The organism is Aquiflexum gelatinilyticum (genome assembly GCF_024741135.1).
Classification (GTDB): Bacteria; Bacteroidota; Bacteroidia; order Cytophagales; family Cyclobacteriaceae; genus Cognataquiflexum; species Cognataquiflexum gelatinilyticum.
The window spans coordinates 68113-92758 of sequence record NZ_JANSUY010000025.1 but is presented as its reverse complement, the minus strand read 5'-3'; the positions used below and the strand labels follow the sequence as shown (position 1 = coordinate 92758).

Genomic DNA, 24646 nt, shown 5'->3' with positions numbered 1-24646 from the left:
TGGAAAATTACACTTCCGCTAGGAGGTTTACCAATTCTTCAGCGGCCTGCCATCCAATTGCAACCCCCATTCCCCCTAACCTGACTGCTATTCCCACATTTGGTCTTACTATTTCTACTATCGGCTTTTTATTTTTCCCAAAAGCCATAATCCCTGTCCATTCAAAATCTATTTCCGTATCGTTTTCCGGCAGGATAATGTTGTTAAGAATATGGATCAAATATTCCCTGATTTTGGGATTTGATTCCATTAAAACAGTTCTTTCTCCCTCAAAATCAATGTTCCTACCGCCACCGAGAAGAATTCTATCTTCCACTTTCCTGAAATAAACATACCCTTTGTCATAGTGAAATGTTCCTGAAAGTGGGATAGGTTTGGAAATCGGTTTGGTGACCATCACCAAACCCCTACCGGGTTGGATATCCAATCCGGGTAATAGGAGATTGGTAAATGCATTGGTGCAAACCGCTATTTTTGCTGCATGGAAGCAGATATCTTCCTTATCTGTTGGGTTTTGGACGAAAACCATTTTGCCATCCAAGTCGATTCTAGAAACCTTTGAACCTGTCAAAATTTTGATATCCAGCTCAAGACATTTTTTCCAAAGTGAGTTCAAAAATTTGCCTGAATCCAATTCACCCTCAAATTTATTTTTGATAACAGCCTTCACTTTGGCAGAAAAACCAAACGGCTTGACATCCTCTATCTGTTCAAAAACCAATTCATGGAAAATCGGCGCCAATAATTGGTTGATTGTATCAAGGGATTCCAAAGCTTTGATTTCATTTTCGGTTAGTAACTCCAAACCAAAAGAAGGAAGGTAACCGAGGTTTTCATCCCCAAAAAAATCTCTGATGGAAAGCAGTCCACGATATCTTTTGCTTACTAATTGTAGGACTTCGGGTTCAGACATGTGATTGAGGTCATCCAAGATTTCTGTCAAACTCCCAAAGCAGGCAAATCCTGCATTTTTGGAACTTGCACCGCTGGGAAAAATCCCTCTTTCCAAAATCATAACTTTTGCATGCGGAAATCTGATTTTGTATTGAATGGAGGTAGACAATCCCACTATTCCTCCACCGATGACGATCAGATCATGGTCCACAAAATGTTTCTTTTCCCAATAGCTCAACATTATTTTAAAATCGGGTAAAATATTTAAGGCTATTTATTAATTTAAAGCTCAGAATCCAAAAAATTCCACTAAATCCCCATCCAAATAACCATGAGAAAAATTGATGAACTTTTATTGGAATATGGTCAAAGCCATCAAAATGAGACCAATAAAGCCATACATTGGATCTGTGTCCCTGCTATATTTTTCAGTATTGTGGGTTTGATTTATAGCATTCCTTCCGGTTCAGTTGAATCATTGTTGCCATTTTTGGGAGATTTTGCAAATTGGGCCACCCTAGCTTTGATTGTCGTTTTGTTTTATTATGTCTCCTTGTCTCCTCCTTTAGCTTTGGGAATGTTTTTCTTCTCTGCATTGTGCCTCGCTGTCGCTAATTTAATCAATTTGGTTTCTCCTGTTCCCCTTTGGGCAGTCAGCATCGCCATCTTTATTTTGGCTTGGATATTCCAGTTTTATGGACATAAAATCGAAGGAAAAAAACCTTCTTTCTTCAAAGATGTTCAGTTTTTGATGATCGGGCCCGCTTGGCTGATGCATTTCATTTACAAAAAACTTGGGCTCGCCTATTGATGGGTGAAGCACTCATTCTCAGGATGGTGAAATAGTCATTCCAAACCAAATCCCTGCTTTTTATCATTTTCTTTCGGCCTTATAAATTTCTTTCGGGAATTTTCTAAGGTTTTAAGTTGTATTTTGTGAAACAGTAAAATCCATCAAAGCTTAAAAACATGCTTCATTTTATTTTTGCAGCAGTTGAACTTCCCATGCTATCTGACATTGTATGGATTTTTGGCTTGGCCACTTTGGTGATTTTGCTCTTCATGAGATTAAAAATCCCCACCATCATCGGCTTCTTATTTACAGGGGCATTGGCAGGTCCGTACGGCTTATCTTTGGTCACTGCTTCCACTACGGTTGAGGCGCTATCAGAGATTGGGGTAATCCTTCTATTGTTTGTGATCGGTATGGAATTCTCTTTAAAAAGTCTTTTATCAATCAAGAAGGCTGTTTTTATCGGGGGATCACTTCAGGTATTTACCACAATTTTAGCCACAACTTTTATTGCTCATTTTTTGGGCTTTGATTGGAACGTGTCTGTATTTCTTGGTTTCCTGTTTTCGCTCAGTTCCACTGCGATCGTTCTCAAGCTACTACAGGAAGGCGGTCAGGTCAATACCATTTCAGGAAGAACAACCTTGGCAATTTTGATTTTCCAGGATGTGGTGATCGTTCCATTGATGCTGTTTATACCCATGTTGGCAGGGGAAACAGAAAATATTGCCCTTTCACTGCTTCTGATGGCAGGCAAAGGCATTGCAGTGATAATCCTGACTTTCTTAAGCGCCAAATACCTTATCCCTTCGCTCCTGTTCCGTATCGCAAAAACAAGAAATGAAGAACTCTTCCTTCTTAGCATCATTGTCATCTGCTTTGCTGTGGCTTATCTAACTTCACTGTTGGGACTGTCTTTGGGATTGGGGGCATTTTTGGCCGGATTGATCATCAGTGAATCTGATTACAGCCACCATGCTACCGGCAAAATCCTCCCATTTAGAGAAGTGTTTTTGAGTTTTTTCTTTGTGTCAGTGGGAATGCTTTTTGACATTGGATTCCTGTTTTCCAATATCCTGCTGATTCTGGGCTTGACCGTATTGACTTTTTTGGTCAAATTCATCATTGTTGCATTTTCTGTCAGAACCATCGGTCAAGGTTTCAAGGAAGCATTTATTGTAGGTTTTTCAATATTTCAGATCGGTGAATTTTCATTGTTGCTAGCCAAAGAAGGCATGAAATATGAACTAATGGACCCAACAACCTATCAGTTCTTTCTTGCTATTTCAATTTTGACTATGGCGATCACACCATTTTTTTTGAACAAAAGAGAGTCGCTTTCGCTGAGTATCCTCAACAAATCTTTGCCTAGCAAACTCAATGAAAAATTTGGCAATGAGGATATCCCAAAAAACATCACACTTGAAACAGATCTTAAGGACCACCTTGTCATTATTGGTTTTGGGCTGAATGGCCACAACCTTGCAAAAGCCGCAAGATCGGCAAATATCCCTTATGTGATCATCGAAATGAATCCGGTAACGGTAAGAAAGGAAGCTGCCAACGGAGAGCCCATTATTTTTGGAGATGCCTCAAACGAATCGGTCCTTGAGCATGTCAAAATTCACAAAGCACGGGTGGCTGTCATTGCCATATCCAATGCCGCTGCAACCAAAAGGATCATTTCAAATATCAGGTACATGACCACCAACCCTTACATCATCGTAAGGACAAGGTATGTCAACGAGATGGAAGAAAACCACAAACTCGGGGCGGATGAAGTGATTCCGGAGGAATTTGAAACCTCAATAGAAATATTCACCAGAGTGTTGGGGAAATACTTGGTCTCCCGACATGAAATCGAGCATTTTACAGAGGAAGTCAGGTCTTTCAATTATGAGATGTTCAGAAAACCCGCAGACCAAAAAGCAAGCAAACTTAAGGTCGAACTTCCCCCAATCAATATGGTGGGATTTAAGGTGGAAAAAGATTCCGGCAGATTTATTAACAAACCTCTCAAAGAAGTGAAATTAAGGGAGGAGATAGGTGTCAATATCGTGGCTATCAAAAGGGGTGAAAAAACCTATTCCGAAATCTCAGGAGATATGAAAATCAAACTTGGGGACCTCGTTTATGTGGTGGGTAAATCCGAATCATTGCTTGCCTTTGAAAAAGAGGTGGAAATAGATTGAAAATGCTTATTCTAAGAACATTACATTTTTCAGTCTTTCCAGTGCCATTTGGTTTTTGTAGCTGTAAATATTGTCAATGATGGATTTTTTCTCCCTCGCCGTAAGTCTCCAATTCAGTGAGGCCCTGAGAATCTCCTGCTGATTTGGATTAAAAACCCCTTCCTGATCCGCCAATCCCATTTCCTTCAGGTATTGCAAGGTGGAATATTCAAATTCAATCCTTTCGATAGGGAAAGGTGCGGTCTCTTTCATACGGTTATACAATACCTCATTGTTTAACGTCTGAACATTGTCCCAATTGATGTATATGTTTTTAATTGGAGTAAAAAGTTTTTCCAAAAGTTTGGGAGGTTGTTTTTGTTGGATTTCAGAGAATTTCTCAGAGTCCCTGATGGAAACCAAAACGACCCCTGAAGTATTTTCTTTGATCCAATCCTGAAAAACATACATAAACCGAAGCGCATCCTGCACGCCAAAGTTGTCAGATAATCCCGAATCCATGGTTTCCATCCCTGGTGTGGATGGTAATTGGATATTGGGGGTAATAAAGGGAAAAGTCGCCCCCATCCTCAAGGCGCTGATAAACCTCAGCTGATTGGCTCCATGATGGGCAAAAAACCTTTGAAAATCTATACCCTGACTTTTCTCTTCATTCCCTTCCGATCTTTCCAATGAAATCCCCATATAAGACATTGGATAGGGTGAAATGTACAATTTCCTTCCATCATTCGTAATCAGAGGTGTCACAGGAAGCATGGGGATCAAACTTTCAAATTCAGGAATTTTATAGTCACCGATGTTCTTTTCCAAAATACCCTTGGTATTGATATTGAATTGGTTTTCAAATGCATACCCCCGGTCTTTGAGGTACTTGCGGTTGTTGTATTCGAAGGATTGGTTTCTGATCAGTAAGTCATTGACCAATAAGGTAAATATGATCGGATTGAGGTTGTCCGCAGAGATCTGATCGAGGTATTTTGCATCAAAAAGGTCGAGCTTTTCTTCTTCTTTTCGCAGGTAAAGTTCTCTAAAAAAAGCAGCACCAACCACCCCACCTGATGCTCCTGTGACCATTTGGGTATGTTTGAAAAATTGATTTGAACTCACCTTCTCTGCTTCCTGCAAGACCCTTACCGTCCACAAAGCTGCCCTTTGGCCTCCTCCGCTTGTGGCGACAAAAACCATTTTGGGTTTTGAATCCTGAGGAAATTTGCTTTTCCAGTTTTCAAGAATCTGCAGCGTATAGTTTTTGTCTTTTTCCACGCTATCGGGATGTAGCATTTCCTTAAGGTGGTCGAGGTCATATATGGCAGGCTCGGAATCATAATTCATTCCAAAAGCAGCATGGGGTCTGTTGAAGATTTCTGTACCGGATAAGAAATTGAAAAAAATTATGACCGCGATGACAATTGGCGTGGACCAGTCTCGCAGCCAAAAGGCCAAGGCGCCTACCACCATCGTCAGAATCGAAAAAAGCAAAATACTGCTTGCCGCTGCAGGGATCTGAAGAAATGGATTTTCCCTAAACAAACCCAAAATCAAAATCAGACCGATCAATGCAATCTGAATCAGAACCATATTGAGGTGGTTTTGGTCAAAAACACGGAGCAATTGATGTGTTTCAAACCTGGATAAGTCCTGCCTGACCTGTCTAAACCTCAAGCTTATGTCCAAATAGTCTACAACCTTGTCTTTGGCTTTTTGACTTTCCTTGATCCTTCTGAGCATATTGGCCCTCGGGATTTTGGTTTTGCGAAGTCTCTTTTCCACACTATCTGCAAAGAGTTTGAAAAAGTCCTTATTGGTAAGTGCAAAATAAACGAAAATCAAGGTGTAGGTAGTCAATGTTCCGGCAGAGAAACCAAGGAAATAGACCAAGATGATGGTATTATCCTCGTGCTCGTTATCAAATTGAAATGAAATAAATGCGACAAGGTATAGGATATAAAAAGCGAAAGGAATGATGGAGTTGTTGACACAATAATGAATAAAAGGTCTTGGGACAACCGCCAAAAATTTAAATTTGGAGCCATCAAGGATGTATGTCGTCATATGGAATGACATTGTGAAGATTGCAAGCGTCACCCCTACCAGAAAAAAGCCCTGCCAGGAGACCTGATTCAGATACTCAGGATCTAGAAAAAGAAATGGAATCCCAAGCACTGTCCCAAACTGCTGCAGGATGATCATCGCCAAAATAACCCACAGTGCTACCAGAAAAAGATTCTTTTTCAGATGCAAAATCAACAGCTGGATCGGAAAACTATAGATGATTTTGTCCCACATATACGAATTGTTCTCCCAAAATATAGGGTAATTTTAAATGAATTCTAAATCACCAATTTGATTGTGGCTTTTATCAATATCACTTACCTTCGCTCCCTGAATTTGAAAAATTGAATTATGAGAACCTGGTTTTTGTGTAAAGTAAAATATGCCAAAGAAACTGAGCAAGGCTTGCTCAAAAATGTTTCCGAGCAATATCTGGTAGATGCAGTGTCATTTACAGAGGCTGAGGCGAGGATTTATGACATGCTTGGTTCTGTCATCCGGGGAGACTTTCAGGTGACCAATATCAGCAAAAGCAATCTTGTAGATGTGTTTTTCTATGAGGATATCGACATTTGGCACAAATGCAAAATCACCTATATCGTAGCTGATGGCGACAGCGGCAAAGAAAAGAAAGTGACACAGTTCATGATTGTTACTGCGCATGATGTGAAGGAAGCTTACGAAAGGATCTTTGAAAGTCTGAACAACATGCTCGTTTCTTTCAGGGTGACAGAAGTGACCGAAAGTCCGATCATAGAAGTGTTCCCTTATGAAAAAGACGAGGAACTGAATCCACCGATTCCCGAAAATCTAAAACCTCTGCGGGAGGTTCAGGCAGAACTGAGAGAATATGAAGAAAAGGACGAATAGTCCTTTTTTTTTATGCCCTCAGCTGATTCGCTATCACAAACTTGATCAAATCCTCCACGGGTATTCCTGCCCTTTCTGAAGCATCGGCAATATCTTCCCTGCTCACTTGGGCAGCGAAGGTTTTGTCTTTCAGCCTTTTTTTGACACCGCTGACTTCCATTCCTTCGTATCCCTGTGGCCGCATCAGGGAGTAGGCATGGACAAAACCTGACAATTCATCAAAGGCATAGAGCATCTTTTCCATCTCGGTCACAGGTTCTACCCCAAAATACCTCGGTCCATGGCAGGCGATGGCGCGGATGATGCGTGGATCGATATTCCTTGATTCCAATTCTTCTATGATTTTGCGGCAATGCTGATCAGGCCATTGGTCCCAATCGGCATCATGAAGCAAACCCGCCAAATGCCACATGTGCTGCATGGATTCGTCATAACCTTTTGAGGCAGCATAGGCTTTCATCAGGTGTCCCACCTGCTTCATGTGAAAAAGCAGCTTGTCGTTTTTGACCCAAAGGCTCAACAGTTCCATCGCTTCCTCTAATGTCATTACTTGTCCAAGGTTCGATTCAGAACCAAATTCTTGCCGGTTTAATAAATATATAGATTCCATGAGGGGTCGATTTATGATTTAAAAACAATTTTTTTGCTTTTTACATTAGTATTTATGTAATTTGTAATACGATTTTGAACTTTCAAAATTATCTCCCACCTATCTACCCGTTTGCCACATGAAAGATTTTTTTAAGCATTCAGATTACTTTTATTATATCTGTCTGGACAGGGATGCTAATATATTGGATAGCAATGAACATCTTCAAAAAGAAACAAGGTTTTTGAATCATGCCTTAGAAGGTTCCTCCTTTTCAGAATTGGTCTACTACAAAGACTTTTCAAATTATCAGTCCCTCTTGGAAAAATCACTGATTGAAGGAGAAAGGAAGTTCAAGCTTGACATAAGGAAGATTAAATCGGATGGGCTGGATTTTTATTGGACCAAATGGGAGTTTACCATCAACTCAGGCAACAGTGAAAGCATTGAGATTTTGGGACTTGGTCACATCATAGAAAATGTCAATGAAAAATCAGTTCAGTTTCCGGATAGTATCAATGACCTGCATGCAAAAAATTCCCTGATGGAAGGATTGCTTGAAGAAAACCTGATCGGGTTTTGGATTTGGGATATTGCACAGCAATCCGATCAGCTGAGCCTTTCTCTGAATGAGGTTTTTGGATACAGCCCTATCCAAAAGAGTAAAAGCCAAAAGAATGTGAAATGGAAAAAACATGTTCACCCTTCAGATAAAGTCAAAGTGGAAGAAAATTTGAAGGAGCATTTTTCGAGTAATGGCAAACATCCGTTTCATTGCGAATTCAGGATCAAAAACGTACATAAGAAAGACATTTGGGTATTGGGCTATGGCAAAGTCCTGCAGTGGAGTCCTGAAGGAGATCCTTTGGTGATGGCAGGTTGTTTCTTTGATATTTCTGAAAGAAAAAAAACAGAATCACTTTTCCGGCAACAAACCCAATACCTAACGACGGTGACTTTTAACCAAACACACCTGATGCGCGCCAAACTGGCCAATATCCTTGGGATATTGGAAATCATCGATCCCAAAAAATCAGCTATGGAAGTTGCCCATTTTATCAAAATGATCAAAACAGAAGCTAGAAAATTGGACGAAGAACTGAGAAAAAGCATCTCCGACTCCAGCAGCCTGCAGATTACCCCACCCCAATCCGAAAATCAGGCATTGATGATTTAAGGGTTTTTTTATGGATTTGTGGGTTGAAAAGTCTCCTTCACCTCCCCACAACTTAGCATCGCTTCTCCGAAATATGGGTTTTTGATTTCCTTTTCCCCACTCAGCCAAAATGCCCCTTTGTCTTTGAATGCCATAGGGCAGTATTGCTTATAAACGGTGTTTTCCTCCACTCCGAAATAACCCACTGCCGAAATCAGGTTGTCCGAGAGTGTTTCGAAATGGGAACGCTGCACTTCCACGTCTTTGGTGCTTTGGATTTTGTCCAGACTTCCTTGGATCGGTTTCAACAATCCCATCCAAACATCGTGTGATTTTTCATCCAAAAGACCCATTTCTACCTTGGTCAAAGAGGCCTTGGATTTGGATACCGCCGATTGGGCGGAAGCAACATCGGAAACAGTAAGGGCGTTTTTGATCGCAAAATAGCTTTTTACAAATGCGGTAAGTTGTTTACGGAATTGCTCGGGGACGTCCTGATTCTGTGAAACAGCTTTGGCCTCAGGCCTCAGCATCATGCTGTATTTTCCTGATAGCTGAGCTGCGGCATCGATCGCAAAAACCCCGTTGCTGACAACCTCATCTCCATCGCTGATGCCGGAGGTCACCATATAATCGTCACCCGAGCGCGCACCCAAAGTCACTTCGCGCATTTCAAAAGCCGGGGACTCGCTGTTGCCCACCTGCACATACACCACAGACCGCGGCCCTGTCCATAGGATGGCGGACTTAGGAACCATCAAGCCTGACTTGGCTGTAGCGGACGTTTTGATCGTGGCACTGACAAACATCTCGGGCTTCAGCTGCATGCCTGTATTGACAGCTTCCGCACGGATTCCGACTGTCCTTGTTTCGGGATTCAAAGTCGGATCAATAAAAGTTACCTTTCCTGTGAATTCCTTTCCCGGATAAGCTGCTGCCTGAAAAGTGATGTTATCACCCTTTTTGATTCCGGCCAGGTCAGATTCATACGCATCCATGATTACCCAAACCTGACTCAAATCCATGAGTTCAAACAGGACAGAACCCCTGCTGACAAATTCCCCCAAAGAGACATTCCTTGCGCTCACAATTCCCGAAGCATCGGCATAGACGTCAAATTGCGTCTGAACGGCGCCACTTTTTTCAATCTCCGCAATCTGCCCTTCCGAGATTTTCCAAAGGCGCAGTTTTTCCTTGGCAGCTTGGTACAATGCCGGCTGACGGTCTTTGATCTTGGCCACTTCCAGCAGTTCTTTTTGGGCATTGACCAAATCAGGTGAGTAGATGGTCGCCAATTTTTGGCCTTTGGTCACTTCCTGACCGGTAAAATTGACAAAAAGCTTGTCTATCCTTCCTGCAAAATTGGAGGTAAGGCTTTTGATCCTTTGCTCATCGGGTTGGATTTTTCCTGAAAGTTGCAGCCTCGAGGCAGAAGCGCCTGAGGTGACTTTGGTCGTCATGACTTTGGAAAGCGCCATGGCTTCGGGAGTCATTTCCAACTGGTATTCGTTGGTAGAACCACTGAGTTGTGACAGCGGAACGAGATCCATGCCGCATATCGGGCATTGGCCAGGTTCGTTTTGACGGATATGGGGATGCATCGGGGATACCCAGATGGTTTCCCCGTCTGTGGCAAGCGCTTCCTGATTTTCCGTTTCAGGCTCTCCTCCACCTCTGATGATCCATCCGAAAATTGCTCCAAAAAGGAGGCAACCAAAGATGATGATGACGATATTTTTTCTTGTATTCATGGCGTTTATGATTCAATGTTCATTTTTATTTTTGCGCTTTTTAAAAGCAAGCTTTTATTCATTTTCAAGCAGGACGGAAGTTGGAAGTCCGAAGACCGATGACCGATGCGGTTTTAACTTTCAGAATCTTCTTGTATCGGAATTAATATCAATAAATATCCAGTATCAACTAATATCATTAATCTTTAATATCCAGTATCCAATAATATCTTCAATATCCATTATCTATTAATTTCCTCAATATTCAATATCAATTAATATCCATCAATATCCTTTAAATCCCTGTAAGGACTTCAAGCCTTGCGTAGTTCAATTGCTGCTCGATCTGGGTATTGAGCAATTCCAACCTGAAGTTCAGGAGTTCTCTTTGAATACTCAGAATCTCCTCAAAGGAACTTCCATCGGTCGCATAAGAAGTCACGGAAAGCTCCATGGTCTGTTCGGTCAGTTCAATCTGTTCTTCCAGCAATTCAAGTTTTCTTTGCGAATCTTTGAGCTGGGCAATGGCACTTTCAAATTCTGTGGCCAGGCTGTTTTGAAGATCTTCTTTTTGCTTGATCGCAGATTCTCTCCAATAATTTGCTTCCGTTTCCATCGACTTGTATTTTTTTCTGTAAATGGGTAAAGTCACCGTTCCCATAACCATAAACATGTTGTTGCCCATTCCGGATGGCATATATTCCATTCCATCCATTCCTCCAATTATTCCTGATTCGGGTCTTGGAGAAAAAACCATGTAATTCAAACCCGCACCCAACATCGGTCTTCCTTCCAGTTTGGCCATTTGGGCTTGTTTCCAATAAGCTTCACTTTCTTTTTCCAGCATCAGCACCATGGGATTGTTTGTCAGAATTCCTTCCAACATCAGTTCTTCCAATCCGGCAATATTGATCGGTTCAAACTTCTCGGAAAGGTTGATTTTTTCAGTTTGTTCGACTCCCAAGAGTTGGTTGAATTTGGTAATCAAAGGTTTTTTGTTGACCTCCAGCTGGATCAGTTCGCTTTGGAGGGCTTTGATCTGAACCTGAAGTCTGAGTACATCTGTCAATTTGCCGGAACTGCCGGTGGCGCCCATGGCATTCATTCCTGAGGAAGGACTGGATGGGGTTGTACCAGCAGCAGGACTGCCTCCTCCCATTCCCATGCCATCGGAAGAACTTCCGGAAGATTGGATCTGGATAGGTTTCCTGACGGCCGAACTTACCGATGACACCGCTTCAGAGGTATTTCCGCCTTGGTAGCGGATGATGGCCAACCGTTCGAGACTTTTAAGAATTTCGAGATTGGATTGGGTGATGGCAATGGTATTTTCAAGTTGTTGCAACTGGAAATACGTCTCCTTCACCTGCAGCATCAACCTATTCCGCTCCTCTTTGAAAGCCTCGTACCTTGCCTCAGCCATCAAAGTGGCTTCATCCTTTTGGGTTTTGAGCATACCAAACCATGGAAACATCTGCATGACTGAAGCTTCTGCCCTTTGGTTACCCATAAGCAATTCCATCGGTCTGAGAAAATACCCGACATTCAGTTCCGGATCCGGCAATGAATTGGCCTGGTTTACCTTCTCCAAAGAAGCTTCGTAGCCTTTAAAAGAAGCCCTTATCCCAGGGTTGTTTTCAATTGCTATTTCTAGGTAGTTATCCAAGGACTGGGAATTTACTTTTCCACTGAGCATCAATGCAGCAAACATCAGATATTTATAGATATTGGATATTGATGGATATTGGCGGGAAAGACCGGCTTCAAACCATTCCTTAAAGGATTTTATGCTTTTGAATTTTTTCATTTCAATTCTTTTTTTGAATTGTAAATTGATTGAATGTAGTTATTCAGTTTAAGGGAAAGCTTATCAGAAATCAACTTAAAATTGGCAAACTCTTCCTTTGAGATGATTTCCCTTTCCTCCATAAGGCTTAACCAATGATTGATGGCTTCCAACATAGAACCACGGCTATTGTAAAGAAACTTGACCCTATCCAAATAATGAAATCGGCCATAAGACTCCGCAATATTTGCCCCTATCGAATCTATGGATTCAATAAACTGGTCGCCTATGATCTTTCTTGTCTGCCATGTCATTTTTGAATAAATGGCCCATCCCATTTTTGATAGTTCTCTGGCTAATTTATATACCTCCAAATCCTCAAGTTTTATATATTCTTTTTTCTCCTCCATATCAATTCTTCCTAATCACGCTTGTTCCTAAAATCAATATCCACCAATATCCAATATCAATTAATATCCAATCTTCCTTTCAAATCACAATGAATACCCAGATCCCCAAATCAATATCCACCAATATCCTATATCAATTAATATCAATATCAAACCCTTTTCAACCTTATTTCCCTATACTTCCCATATAAAACCGGAACAATAAATAGTGAAATCAAGGCCACCGCCATCCCTCCAAATGCCGGAATGGCCATTGGGATCATGATGTCGGATCCCCGGCCGGAGCTGGTCAAAACAGGCAATAAGGCCAATAAAGTCGTTGCGGTAGTCATCAGACATGGCCTCACCCTCTTCAATCCGGCTTCCAATACTGCCTTTCGGATTTCAGGAACAGTTGTCGGATTGACTTTGTCAAAACTCTGCGTCAGGTAGGTTCCCATCACTACTCCGTCATCTGTTGCAATTCCAAAAAGTGCTATGAAACCCACCCAAACCGCCACGCTGAGATTGACGGTACGCATTTGGAACAAGTCCCTCATATTGGTTCCGAGGAAACTGAAATCAAAAAACCAATTCTGACCATATAACCACAGCATCATAAATCCTCCGGAAAAAGCCATCGCGATGGCTGTAAAGACCATCATGGTCAGTACCGTGGACTTGAATTGGAAATAAAGGATCAGGAATATCACCGCCAAACACAACGGAATAACCAATGCAAGGCGCTTTTCGGCCCGGATCTGATTTTCATAACTGCCGGAAAAAACATAGGATACCCCGGCAGGAACCTCAAGTTCACCGGTTCTTACTTTTTCATCCAGCAGGTTTTTGGCACTTTCGACCACATTGACTTCTGCATACCCATCCCTTTTGTCAAACATCACATAGCCGACCAAAAAGGTATTTTCTCCCCTGATCATCATCGGACCGGGGCGGTAGGTAATTTCTGCAATTTGACCTAATGGAATCTGAGCTCCAGTGGGGCTGTTGACCAGGATTTTCTTCAAGGCCTCAGGGTCATCCCGATACTCCCTTGCATACCTGGCACGGATGGCATAACGCTCCCGGCCTTCGACAGTGGTGCTTAAAGTCATGCCGCCAATCGCCACTTCTATAAACTCCTGCACATCGGCGACATTCAGTCCATATCTCCCCAAAGCCACCCGGTCCAGATCCACTTCCAGGTAGGGCTTGCCCAAGGACCGGTCTGCAAATACCGCTTCCGCTTTGACTGAAGGAACTTCCTGAAGCAGTTTTTCGAGTTCCAAGCTGAAATTTTCTATCGTCTCCAAGTCAGGTCCATAGACCTTCATGCCCATAGGTGCCCGCATTCCGGTCTGTAACATCACCAACCTTGTTTCGATAGGCTGGAGTTTTGGCGCAGAAGTAACGCCTGGAATACCGGAGGTCCTGAGTTGGATTTCATCCCAAATATCATCAGGAGATTCAATCTGATCCCGCCACTGACGGAAGTATTGGCCGCTTTTCTCATCCAGGATCAGGTGCTTTTGGATTTCTTTGACAATGGATTTGGTTTTATTTTCTTCCAAATAATTGAAATCCTTATCCCAGATAGTACCCGAGACACGGTCATACCAATAGTCTTTCCCTTCAATATTTAATTGGAAAAAACCATCCCCATCGGTCTTGAATCTTAATTTTTGGGCATCTTGATCCTGGAGGTATTCGGTTTTGTAATTGATGATATTCTCATACATGGACATCGGTGCAGGGTCAAGCGGACTTTCGGCCCTCCCTGCTTTGCCGACAACCATCTCCACTTCAGGAATCGCCTGAACCAACATATCCAATTGCTTTACGATCTGCATGTTGGCCTCCACCCCGGAATGTGGCATGGACGTTGGCATGAGCAAAAATGATCCTTCATTCAAAGCCGGCATAAATTCCTTCCCCATCCCCGGAAAAGTATGCGTCATCCCCGACCAAAGCGAAGATGTCCTGATATTCCATCCGATTTTATCAAATCCAATGGCAGAGAATTCAAAAATCTTCCCAAATCCCAGCCAGATATTGGCCCCAAGGAAAATAATGAAGGCAGGTATCACAAGAAATGTCTTCGTGTTTTCTTGGCACCATTTCAAAATAGGTGCATAAAAACGGATGAAAAGTGAAAACCCGCCAAGGTTCAGCCCAATCACCAACCCGATGAAAATAAAATTGACAAAAACGGATTGACTCAGCCCCAAAGGCCGCCACATTTCAGCCAACAAAACGGAAACTGCCGCCACGGCAATGGCCATGGAAATCCATTCTTTGTATTTTCCGTGCTGTGTTTTTTCAGGAAAATAGGAATGAACCAGATTGTTGATGGCAAAGGCAATCAATACCAATCCTGCCCAGGCAAAGAAAAAGAGCAAGACGAAGCCCAACAAAAGCAAGGCGAAATTGAGTATGTTTTTGTATGACTTGGATTTGACATTGGTGCCAAAAACCCAATGGGCAAAAGCCGGCATAAATACCAAAGTAAAAATCAAAGCCGCTATCAACGCAAAAGTTTTGGTATAGGCTAATGGGCCAAAAAGCTTTCCTTCGGCTGCCTGCAAGGTAAATACCGGCAAAAAGCTCACAATGGTAGTCATCACCGCGGTGACTATCGCCGAGGCCACTTCCGTAGTCGCTTCGTAAATGACCTGAAGTTTGGTTTTTTGACCGCCGGATTCTTCTATGTGTCTGAGAATATTTTCATTCAGAATAATCCCGAGATCAACCATGGTCCCTATCGCGATGGCGATTCCTGAAAGCGCCACGATATTGGCATCCACCCCAAAATACTTCATCATGATAAAGCACATCAGCACCGCCAAAGGCAACAAAGCGGAAATCAGAAGCGAAGCTCTCAGGTTGAAAACCATCACCATGATTACAATGATCGTGATGAGTATCTGGAGTATAATGGCTTCATTGAGTGTGTTGAGTGTCTCTTTGATCAGCCCTGAGCGGTCATAAAACGGTACAATGGTGACTTTGGAAACTGTCCCATCGGCCAAGGTTTTGCTTGGCAGTCCCGGAGTGATTTCTTCAATTTTGGATTTGACAGCATCGATCACCTGAAGCGGATTGTCCCCATATCTTGCCACGACTACACCCCCTACTGCTTCAGCGCCACCTTTATCCAAGATCGCCCTTTCTGCCCTACTCGCCGGACCGATGTTAACTTTGGCAATGTCCTTGATCCTAAGGGGAACATTGTTACTTACTTTCACTACCGCCAATTCGATGTCTTCCAAGGATTTGACATATCCCAAACCACGGACGATGTACTCGACTTGGTTGATTTCCATGGTATTGGCACCAATATCCAGGTTGGATTGCTTGATGGCATTCATTACCTCCATCATGGTGACATTGTGGGCTTTCAAAGCCACCGGATCCAGGTCAACCTGATATTCTTTGACATGTCCGCCAATGGTGGCAACCTCCGCCACACCTGCTGTCCCGGCAAGTCCATACTTCACATAAAAATCCTGAATACTTCTCAGTTCATTCAAATCCCAACCTCCGACAGGATTCCCTTTTTCATCCCTGCCTTCCAAAGTGTAAAAATAAACCTGTCCCAAACCCGTGGCATCCGGTCCCAACTTGGGCTGCCCACTTTCGGGCAATAATCCTGAAGGCAGGGAGTTGAGCTTTTCCAATATCCTCGAACGGCTCCAATAGAATTCGATGTCTTCTTCAAAAATGATATAGATCGAAGAAAACCCAAACATGGAAGTGCTTCTAATGGTCTTGACACCAGGCATTCCCAAAAGAGATGTCGTCAAAGGATAAGTAATCTGATCCTCCACATCTTGGGGTGAGCGTCCCATCCATTCGGTAAAAACGATCTGTTGGTTTTCTCCGATATCCGGAATCGCATCCACAGGAACGGGGTCATTGGGAAGGAAACCGGTGTTCCAGTTGAACGGAGCAACGACAATTCCCCAAAGGACTACGAGTACCAAAAGGATCACCGTTACCAGTTTGTTTTCAAGAAAGAATTTTATTGTTTTATTAAGCATAGTTTCTAAAACTAACCTCCATTTATATAATCTGCTTTATTTCAGTAGATTAAGATATAAATAGATATTTGATATTGGTAGATATTAGGCTCCTACAATTGAACCTTGATTTGGAAATTAAAGACAAATGATTGGTGAAATGCAATTAGGCCAGGCCGGACTTTTATCTTACAATTTTTGTAAGCTAAATGGATGTAAAATAGAAATGCAGTTCACTATGTCCCATTGTGGGATTCACTTCTCTTAAGAGAGAAAAAATCATATCAGGAATACCTGACAAAAAATATAAATTGGAGTATGCTGTAATATTGGTGGTGAGGAATCAGAAAAAGCTGTTTTCTCAGAAATGCCAATTACTCTTTCGGGCAATTCAAATTGAAAAGTGGGTAAAACAAAATCAAACCCAAGAGGCTGAAAATATATGATTTCTGTTAGCTGTTGATCTGAATTGGGTAACTCAAGGTTTGAGACATCATCACAGCATCCCGGCATTGATTCCTCTGATTCACAACAGGTTTTGGAATCCCCATAAAGATTGATCAACTGAAAATCATCTCCACAAAAATGCATGGAATAACTCAACCCTGCGTTGAAAAACACATAGAAAACAGGGAGCGCTATTTTGATAAATTGCTTCACAAGAGAGATTTACGATTCAAAGGTAATCAGGTTTTGCGTTTTAAAGTTATAAAATTTTTGAAAGTATTAATAAACCGGTAGCAGTTAAGCGTTTTTATGTGCTATCCTTAAGAAAATCGAAATTTAAGTCTATCCTATTTTGCTTATTGGAGTAACCAATATTTAATACTTTTTACTTATTGAGGTAAGCAATTCATACTCCTTGAAAATCAAATCCAATCAAAATTCTCTTTCATAATCCTGTTTTTCTCTTCTTTGATATACTCAAGATAAGATTCGGCAACAGGGGAGAATTTTTTGTTTTTGAGATAAATCAGATTCCAGTTTGTTACGATCGGAAGTCCATCAACCGGGATGATCTTTATATCGCCGTTTTTAAGTTCGTTCTTAATCCCGATGAGTGGCATGATAGAGCATCCTAAACCGGCAATTACTGCTTGCTTCACAGCTTCATTTGAGGTAAGCTCCAGTTTTTTGGTAACGGGGATGTTGTTATTTCTCAGATAACGCTCCATCGTCAGCCGTGTTCCCGATCCTACTTCTCTGTATATCAATGTAATGTGTTCAAAAATCTGCTTACCGGAAACAGAACCAGGAATCTCAAAGTCCCTTCCAGCCACCAAAAGCAGTTTGTTTTCCATCAATTCTACAGTTTCAATTTGCAAAGCTTCAGGCAAAATGGAAACAAGAGCAAAATCTATTTCATTTTCATCCAAACTGTTGACCACCATGGCTTTGTTGGTGACATCAAGTTTGAGTTCAATTCCTGGATTTTTTCGAATAAAATCACCGAGAAAGTAAGGCATGACATATTTCCCAGTCGACACCACCGAGATTTTCAATCTCCCAGTTAGTTGGCCTTTAAAGGCCATGGTCTTGTAATTAATGGCATATACTTGATCAACTATCCGCTCCGCTGCGATGGCTATTTCCTTACCAAAATCTGTCACATAAAGTTTCCTCCCAACTACTTCTGTCAAAGGAATTTCAAATTGGTCTTGAAAATTTTTCAGCTGTATCGATACCGCCGGCTGCGTAAGATGTAGTTCCTCAGCAGCTTTTGTGATGCTTTCAGTCTGAGAAACCTTAAGAAAAACCTGTAATTGGTGGAGCGTATAATGCATAAATATATTTAATGTATTTTATTATAAATATAAATAATAATATATGATATATACTCAAGATTTTTGTCAAAGGTTTCAATTATTTAAAAAAGAAAAATGTCGAAAAAACTCTTCTTGCTTTGCCCCTTGATCCATGGAGAGGTTTATTTGCGAAATCGGTTTGGAAATGAATCATTTTTCATGACAGCATTGGGTTCTGTTTTTGACTTCCACAATAAGGCTTATGCTGATTCTCTGATCCACCTACTTCTTCAAGAGGATATCACAGAAATCTTTCATGTCCATGACATAAACTCACCCCTACTTAGGTCAATTGTGAATGAGGAAGTTACCTATAATTCAATTTCACATCAATTTTTGTCAGAATTGTACAAAGAAAATTATTGTGACATCATACAGGAACCAAATAAAGTCGCTTCACTTGCACTGATTCACATGAAGCATCAAGTCAATCTCTTTTTACGACACCCGAGGTTATCTGCCATTATCATTGAAAATAAAATTTCAATCCAAGGTCTACTTTCCCAAATTGACAAAAGAAAATCAATTCAATTTGACATCCAAATGGACTTTCAGCAACTATGAACTTTCAATTATTGATTGACAATTTTACAAATCCCGCTTTGTTGTTTTTTGTTTTGGGTATCATTGCCGTCAAGGTCAAAAGTGATTTAGAAATACCTCAAAACTCCTCCAAATTCATATCACTATATTTATTGTTTGCCATAGGATTTAAAGGCGGACAAGAACTGGCCCATTCTGAATTCAATTTGGGAATAATTTGGGCTGTGTTTTTTGGGATAACAGCAGCGAGTCTGATCCCTCTGTATACTTTCTTTATCCTGAAAAGGAAACTGAGTATCGAAAACTCCGGTGCAATTGCAGCAGCTTACGGTTCTGTTTCGGCAGTGACTTTTGTAACAGCGGTTTCGTTTCTCGAGATCCAGCAGCAGGCCTTCAGTGGTCATATGGTCGCAATCATGGCTTTGATGGAGGCTCCTGCAATCATAATAGGGGTACTTTTGGTAAAATCCTTCGGTGAAACCAATGCCACGAAAATGCGGAACGTAGTCAGCCATTCCTTTACCAACGGTTCTGTTTTACTCATTTTGGGAAGTCTTGTGATTGGATTTTTGGCAAGCGAAAAAGAAGCTGAAGGAATCAAACCTTTCACTACAGATATTTTTAAAGGATTCTTGGCAATATTCCTTTTGGATATGGGAATTACAAGCGGCAAAAAACTGAAAGACTTTTTTGAATCGGGAAAATTCACAGCAGCTTTTGCTGTTTTGGTCCCTCTTTTTAATGGTTGCATGGTAGCTTTTCTGAGTGGATTCATCACTTCCAATGTAGGCGACAGGTTTATGTTTGCCATTTTGGCTGCCTCAGCCTCCTATATTGCAGTCCCTGCAGCCATGAAAATCGCTGTTCCAAAAGCCAATCCGGGAATTTTTCTCCCAATGGCCTTGGCTGTAACTTTCCCATTCAATATAACCATAGGATTTCCTTTATATTATATGGTGGCAAGCATGTAAAATAAAAAAATGAAATAGATGTTTGGGTATTTCTTAGTTTTCGATATATTCGCCCATCACCCAAAGTTTATCTATCTCATGAGAAAGTCAATCAAATACAGTAGCGTATTGGCACTATGCCTTTTTTTCAGTTTCAAAAGTATTGCTCAGGTTGAATTTGATATTCAGGAAGCGGCAAAAGCTTACTATTCTGCCAAAATGTGTGACGATTACCAGACTTTGCTGAACTTCACTTATCCCGATGTGGTAGAAAAAGCAGGTGGTCCGGAGAATGTCATCAAGGCTCTTGAGTTGATTCATGACACACAACGGAAAAAAGGATTTGTTTTGCAGGAATTCAAAAGCAAGCCCCACATCCAATTAACCGAAACCGGTGAAGAGACCCATGCCATCGTGCCGGTAACGACGGTTTCGAAAGTTCCAGGTGGTAAAGTCATTACGGAAAGTCATATCATTGTAGTGGGAGCAGAAAAAAATACCCGATGGTATATTATAGAGACTACTTCACTTGATGACGGGAATGTCAACAAAGTTTTAGCAAGTTGGGACAATTCGATGTTGCTGCCTTTCAAAAAAGCACCAGTCTTCAGAGAAGACAAATAGATTTAAAATACAAAAGGACATCCTGATTTGGATGTCCTTTTCTTTTACAAATTCCTGATTTTCCATTTTGCTTTCAGATAGCCCCAAATTACTTTGGGGCTCATGCTTTTTTTCCTCTTGAGGCTTCCATCATATCCCAAAGCTCTTGGGGGATGGCGTCTAAGTTATTGAATTCTCCTGCACCCATCAGCCATTCGCCACCATCTATGGTGATTACTTCCCCGTTGACATAGGAAGAGAAATCCGAAACCAAGTAAGCAGCGATGTTTGCCAACTCCTGATGGTCCCCTACTCTTCCAACAGGGACTTTTTTTGCTGGATCAAATTTCTTTACCAAGTCTCCGGGAAGCAGTCTGCTCCATGCCCCTTCAGTAGGAAAAGGCCCCGGTGCAATGGCATTTGACCTGATTTTATATTTTGCCCACTCTACAGCAAGTGACCTTGTCATCGCCAAAACACCGGCTTTTGCGGCAGCACTTGGGACCACATATCCCGATCCTGTCCAAGCATAGGTAGTTACTATGTTCAAAAATGTTCCCGGCTGTTTTTCTTTGATCCAATATTTTCCTGCAGTCAAGGTTACGTTGGATGTCCCCTTTAGCACTATATCCAATACTGTATTGAAAGCATTGCTCGAAAGTCTTTCCGTTGGACTGATGAAATTGCCCGCAGCATTGTTGAGCACGACATCCACTCTTCCAAAATGGGCAACAGCGTCAGCCCACATTTTTTCGACCTGATCGATTTCTCTCACATCGCAGGCAAGAGGCAGGACTTTTCCGCTGGTAGCTGCTTCCATTTCTTTGGCGGTATTTTGGAGAACATCCAATTTTCTGCTTGTAATAATTAGGTTGGCTCCAAGTTTCAAAAAATAAAGGCCCATAGACTTTCCAAGACCTGTACCACCTCCGGTGACAAGAATGGTTTTTCCCTTTAAAGCACCATCTCTAAGCATTCCATCTGTGTATGACATATTATTTTGGGATTAATTACCGTTGAAGATAGGGAATAGAACCTCTAAAAAAAAGAGCTGCACCGATCTTCCATTTATCATTTTATAAACAAAACAAAGGGATTAGCTTTGTCTAAAGAAAATTATTCAATGAAGAAATCTGTCTTTTTTTTATTGCTTTTGGTTTTAGGTTCCTGTTTTGGGGATATTGAAAAGGACATCAGCACGGATTTACAGTTTGAAGGAAATGAAATTTTCAATATTTCATTTTCCCTTGAAGAATCCCTTTTTTTTCCTTTTCAGACCATCGACTATTTCCGTTTTGCTGAAAGTCTTGCAATACCCGGCTGTCCTGATGTCAGCATTGATGAAAATTTAAAAAAAGTAACCTTGGATTTTTCCGTAAAGAAAGAATGTGTCAACAACCTTTATGTTCCAAGATTGGGGAAAATCCATCTTCAATATATTTCCAATTCCATTTTGGAATCAGTAGTGAGGTTGGAATATGAAAACTATTCAGTTCGCGGAATAAAAATCGAAGGCTACAGGGAATTTAAGCGTGCAAACATTTTACTTAATCCCAACCGAAGGGCTGAATCATTTCAGAATTTATTAATCATAAATAAGAATAACTCTTCCTCAAAAATAGATGGAGATTATACCCATCAATTGGTTTTAACGAACGGATTATTAACAGAATTTTCAAGCAGCGGTGCGATTGAAGGAAGAAATATTGCAGGAAGGCCCATCAAAATGAATCAAACAGTAGCCAAGAATTATAAAATCAATTGTATAAACAGTGGACTTTTATTGCCTGGACAAGGGTCGGAAAATTGGGAGATTTTTAGAAATGAAACCCAAGCTACAAACCACAGATTGGTTTACAGTTTAGTTGATCCATGTAATTCGAGTGCCACGATAACTTTAGAGGATGGTCGCTTGATGGTTTTCAGACTTACAGAATAAGTACCTTTTTTTAAATTGGAGGAAGCAATTTTACTGAAGCCAAAGAAAAAGCCTTCAGGATCTCTCCTGAAGGCTATTTCATAAAATTTATTCAGATTCTTAGTATCTGTAATATTCTGGTTTGAACGGACCTTCAGGGGTCACTCCAATATATTCAGCCTGATCTTTAGAAAGTGTATCCAACTCAACGCCCAATTTGGATAAGTGCAAAGCTGCAACTTTTTCGTCCAGATGCTTTGGCAATACATAAACTCCGGGCTCGTATTGATCGGTATTCAACCATAACTCGAGTTGCGCAAGAGTCTGATTGCTGAATGAATTGGACATTACAAAAGACGGATGGCCTGTGGCACAGCCAAGATTCACCAACCTTCCTTCGGCAAGAACGATGATCTCTTTTCCTTCCACTGTGTAAAGATCCACCTGTGGTTTAATGACATCTTTGGTATGACCATAGTTTTTATTCAACCAAGCCATATCGATTTCGTTGTCAAAATGGCCGATGTTACAAACGATGGCTTTGTCTTTCATTGAAAGGAAATGCTCTTTGGTGATGATATCCTTATTGCCTGTAGCAGTGACTACGATATCAGCCTCTTTTACAGCATCTGCCATTTTCTTCACAGCAAAACCGTCCATTGCAGCCTGCAAGGCACAGATAGGGTCGATTTCGGTAACGATTACTCTGGCTCCTGCACCTTTCAATGAAGCTGCTGAACCTTTTCCAACATCTCCGTAACCTGCCACTACAGCGACTTTTCCTGCCATCATAATGTCTGTTGCCCTTCTGATAGCATCTACCAAAGATTCCTTGCAACCATATTTGTTGTCAAATTTTGACTTGGTAACTGAATCATTGACATTGATCGCCGGCATAGGAAGCGTGCCGTTTTTCATCCTTTCATAAAGTCTATGAACACCTGTGGTGGTCTCTTCAGAAAGTCCCTTGATGCCTGCTACCAATTCAGGATAGTTGTCCAAGACCATATTGGTAAGGTCTCCTCCGTCATCCAAGATCATGTTCAATGGGTTTCTGTCTTCTCCGAAGAATATCGTCTGCTCAATGCACCAGTCAAATTCCTCAGCTGTCATTCCTTTCCAGGCATATACAGAAATTCCTGCTGCTGCAATCGCTGCAGCGGCATGATCCTGTGTGGAAAAAATATTGCAGGATGACCAGGTTACCTCAGCACCCAAAGCCGTCAAAGTCTCTATCAAAACAGCAGTCTGAATGGTCATGTGGAGACAGCCTGCGATTCTTGCACCTTTCAAAGGCTGTGATGGTCCATATTCTTCTCTTATTGCCATCAAACCCGGCATTTCAGCTTCCGCCAATTTAATTTCTTTTCTTCCCCACGCTGCAAGGGAAATGTCTTTCACCTTGTATTGGACAAATTTTTCTGATTTAATTTCAGACATAGTTGTATGATTTAATTAATTGAATTTCAATTTGAAAATGCAAAGTTAGGATTTTTGTACCCAAAATAAAATTTGCCTGTTACAAGAAGGCGACTTCTTTCATTCCATAAAAACAGTCTCTTCCGTCTCTTTTTTGGATATTGAGTTTGCCGTTTTCATCGATCCCTTTGATTCTTCCTTCAAAAATTTCTCCATCGTCAAACATGGCCCATTCCTCAAATCTGTATAAATGTGCCAGGTAATCGGCCTTGATCTTTTTAAATTCTTTTTTTTTCAAGGTCATGTACCTCCTTTCAATATTGGCAACAAGTATCTGCAGCAATTCCCACCTTTCATGATCCTTTCCTGTGAGTAACCTGAGAGATGTTACTTTGGGGATTTCAAAAACGGTTTGGTTGATATTGAGTCCAATTCCAATCACCGAATATTCAATTCCTTTTTGGTTGATAATGTTTTCAATCAGGATTCCGCCAATTTTACCATCACTCCGATGGAGGATATCATTTGGCCATTTGATTTTAATGTCATCAGGATACTCCAAAAACAATTCGACAACAGCCAAGCTGATAATCATATTGAGGTAAAATTGTTCGGACGGAATCAGAAAATTAGGCTTCAACAAAAGCGAAAAAGTGATGTTCATTCCTGCTTGAGAAAGCCAAACGTTGCCCCTTTGGCCTCTACCCCTGGTTTGGTTGTCAGTAAATATGATGCTGCCTTCAGTTATTTCCCGCCTGCGTAGTCTTTCAAGCGCTTCATCATTAGTTGAGTGACACTCTGTCAGGTAAATGATATCTTTACCAAGAAATACCGTATTGGCAAGGATTTTATACATCTCAAATTAGCTTATTTGGAAAGCAATGAAGAAATTTGTTTGCTCTCCATCTATTGTAAATTTAAGTTGTAAAATTACTGTA

At 41.2% G+C, this 24646-nt stretch carries 20 protein-coding genes; 8 read left to right on the top strand and 12 right to left on the bottom strand.

Going from position 1 to position 24646, the window contains the following annotated elements; all coding sequences use genetic code 11:
• Window positions 1-7: 7 nt before the first annotated feature.
• Window positions 8-1135, bottom strand: a complete 1128-nt coding sequence (locus NU887_RS19705) for an NAD(P)/FAD-dependent oxidoreductase (RefSeq protein ID WP_258425107.1) — start codon at window positions 1133-1135, stop codon at window positions 8-10.
• 90 nt (window positions 1136-1225) lie between these two features.
• Between NU887_RS19705 and NU887_RS19700 the strand changes: the two genes are divergently transcribed.
• Complete coding sequence (locus tag NU887_RS19700; protein ID WP_258425106.1) at window positions 1226-1705, top strand: Mpo1 family 2-hydroxy fatty acid dioxygenase; 480 nt, start codon at window positions 1226-1228, stop codon at window positions 1703-1705.
• 158 nt (window positions 1706-1863) lie between these two features.
• Window positions 1864-3879, top strand: coding sequence for a monovalent cation:proton antiporter family protein (locus NU887_RS19695; protein ID WP_258425105.1), 2016 nt, complete (start codon window positions 1864-1866; stop codon window positions 3877-3879).
• 6 nt (window positions 3880-3885) lie between these two features.
• On the opposite strand, the gene NU887_RS19690 is transcribed toward NU887_RS19695, so the two are convergent.
• Window positions 3886-6165: a patatin-like phospholipase family protein gene (locus NU887_RS19690; protein ID WP_258425104.1), complete on the bottom strand. Its 2280-nt coding sequence runs from the start codon at window positions 6163-6165 to the stop codon at window positions 3886-3888.
• A gap of 117 nt (window positions 6166-6282) precedes the next feature.
• Between NU887_RS19690 and NU887_RS19685 the strand changes: the two genes are divergently transcribed.
• Complete coding sequence (locus NU887_RS19685) at window positions 6283-6801, top strand: DUF4494 domain-containing protein (protein WP_241125132.1); 519 nt, start codon at window positions 6283-6285, stop codon at window positions 6799-6801.
• A gap of 10 nt (window positions 6802-6811) precedes the next feature.
• On the opposite strand, the gene NU887_RS19680 is transcribed toward NU887_RS19685, so the two are convergent.
• Window positions 6812-7411, bottom strand: a complete 600-nt coding sequence (locus tag NU887_RS19680; RefSeq protein ID WP_258425103.1) for a hydrolase — start codon at window positions 7409-7411, stop codon at window positions 6812-6814.
• 118 nt (window positions 7412-7529) lie between these two features.
• On the opposite strand from NU887_RS19680, the gene NU887_RS19675 reads away from it, so the two are divergent.
• Window positions 7530-8567, top strand: a complete 1038-nt coding sequence (locus NU887_RS19675) for a PAS domain-containing protein (RefSeq protein ID WP_258425102.1) — start codon at window positions 7530-7532, stop codon at window positions 8565-8567.
• 8 nt (window positions 8568-8575) lie between these two features.
• Here the strand turns inward: NU887_RS19675 and NU887_RS19670 are convergent, their stop codons facing one another.
• The 6 genes from NU887_RS19670 to NU887_RS19645 all read right to left on the bottom strand — a co-directional run bounded on the left by NU887_RS19670 (window position 8576) and on the right by NU887_RS19645 (window position 18254).
• Window positions 8576-10297: an efflux RND transporter periplasmic adaptor subunit gene (locus NU887_RS19670; protein WP_258425101.1), complete on the bottom strand. Its 1722-nt coding sequence runs from the start codon at window positions 10295-10297 to the stop codon at window positions 8576-8578.
• A 274-nt stretch (window positions 10298-10571) separates the two neighbouring features.
• Complete coding sequence (locus NU887_RS19665) at window positions 10572-12083, bottom strand: TolC family protein (protein WP_258425100.1); 1512 nt, start codon at window positions 12081-12083, stop codon at window positions 10572-10574.
• Window positions 12080-12472, bottom strand: coding sequence for a four helix bundle protein (locus NU887_RS19660; protein ID WP_258425099.1), 393 nt, complete (start codon window positions 12470-12472; stop codon window positions 12080-12082). Before NU887_RS19660 ends, NU887_RS19665 begins: the two co-directional genes overlap by 4 nt.
• Window positions 12473-12621: 149 nt before the next feature.
• The gene (locus tag NU887_RS19655; protein WP_258425098.1) at window positions 12622-16491 is read right to left on the bottom strand and encodes an efflux RND transporter permease subunit; all 3870 of its coding nucleotides are present in this window, start codon (window positions 16489-16491) and stop codon (window positions 12622-12624) included.
• Between the two features lie 258 nt (window positions 16492-16749).
• Window positions 16750-17130 carry an HYC_CC_PP family protein gene (locus NU887_RS19650; RefSeq protein ID WP_258425097.1) on the bottom strand — a complete coding sequence of 127 codons (381 nt, stop codon included), beginning with the start codon at window positions 17128-17130 and terminating at the stop codon, window positions 16750-16752.
• A 209-nt stretch (window positions 17131-17339) separates the two neighbouring features.
• On the bottom strand, window positions 17340-18254 hold the full coding sequence (locus tag NU887_RS19645) for a LysR family transcriptional regulator (protein ID WP_258425096.1): 915 nt from the start codon (window positions 18252-18254) through the stop codon (window positions 17340-17342).
• Window positions 18255-18350: 96 nt separating this feature from the next.
• Here NU887_RS19645 and NU887_RS19640 point away from each other — a divergent pair, with 96 nt between their 5' ends.
• The 3 genes from NU887_RS19640 to NU887_RS19630 all read left to right on the top strand — a co-directional run bounded on the left by NU887_RS19640 (window position 18351) and on the right by NU887_RS19630 (window position 20392).
• Window positions 18351-18839 (top strand): hypothetical protein, encoded by a 489-nt coding sequence (locus NU887_RS19640; protein ID WP_258425095.1) that lies wholly within the window; start codon window positions 18351-18353, stop codon window positions 18837-18839.
• Window positions 18836-19789: a sodium-dependent bicarbonate transport family permease gene (locus NU887_RS19635; RefSeq protein ID WP_258425094.1), complete on the top strand. Its 954-nt coding sequence runs from the start codon at window positions 18836-18838 to the stop codon at window positions 19787-19789. The genes NU887_RS19640 and NU887_RS19635 overlap by 4 nt, the downstream gene beginning before the upstream one ends.
• Window positions 19790-19867: 78 nt before the next feature.
• The gene (locus NU887_RS19630; RefSeq protein ID WP_258425093.1) at window positions 19868-20392 is read left to right on the top strand and encodes a hypothetical protein; all 525 of its coding nucleotides are present in this window, start codon (window positions 19868-19870) and stop codon (window positions 20390-20392) included.
• A gap of 100 nt (window positions 20393-20492) precedes the next feature.
• On the opposite strand, the gene NU887_RS19625 is transcribed toward NU887_RS19630, so the two are convergent.
• On the bottom strand, window positions 20493-21365 hold the full coding sequence (locus NU887_RS19625) for an SDR family oxidoreductase (RefSeq protein ID WP_258425092.1): 873 nt from the start codon (window positions 21363-21365) through the stop codon (window positions 20493-20495).
• 129 nt (window positions 21366-21494) lie between these two features.
• Between NU887_RS19625 and NU887_RS19620 the strand changes: the two genes are divergently transcribed.
• The gene (locus NU887_RS19620; RefSeq protein WP_258425091.1) at window positions 21495-22310 is read left to right on the top strand and encodes a hypothetical protein; all 816 of its coding nucleotides are present in this window, start codon (window positions 21495-21497) and stop codon (window positions 22308-22310) included.
• Window positions 22311-22409: 99 nt separating this feature from the next.
• Here the strand turns inward: NU887_RS19620 and ahcY are convergent, their stop codons facing one another.
• Together ahcY and NU887_RS19610 are read right to left on the bottom strand one after the other, a co-directional pair.
• Window positions 22410-23729 carry an adenosylhomocysteinase gene (gene ahcY, locus NU887_RS19615; protein ID WP_258425090.1) on the bottom strand — a complete coding sequence of 440 codons (1320 nt, stop codon included), beginning with the start codon at window positions 23727-23729 and terminating at the stop codon, window positions 22410-22412.
• Between the two features lie 79 nt (window positions 23730-23808).
• Window positions 23809-24564 carry a biotin--[acetyl-CoA-carboxylase] ligase gene (locus NU887_RS19610; protein ID WP_258425089.1) on the bottom strand — a complete coding sequence of 252 codons (756 nt, stop codon included), beginning with the start codon at window positions 24562-24564 and terminating at the stop codon, window positions 23809-23811.
• Window positions 24565-24646 lie beyond the last annotated feature (82 nt).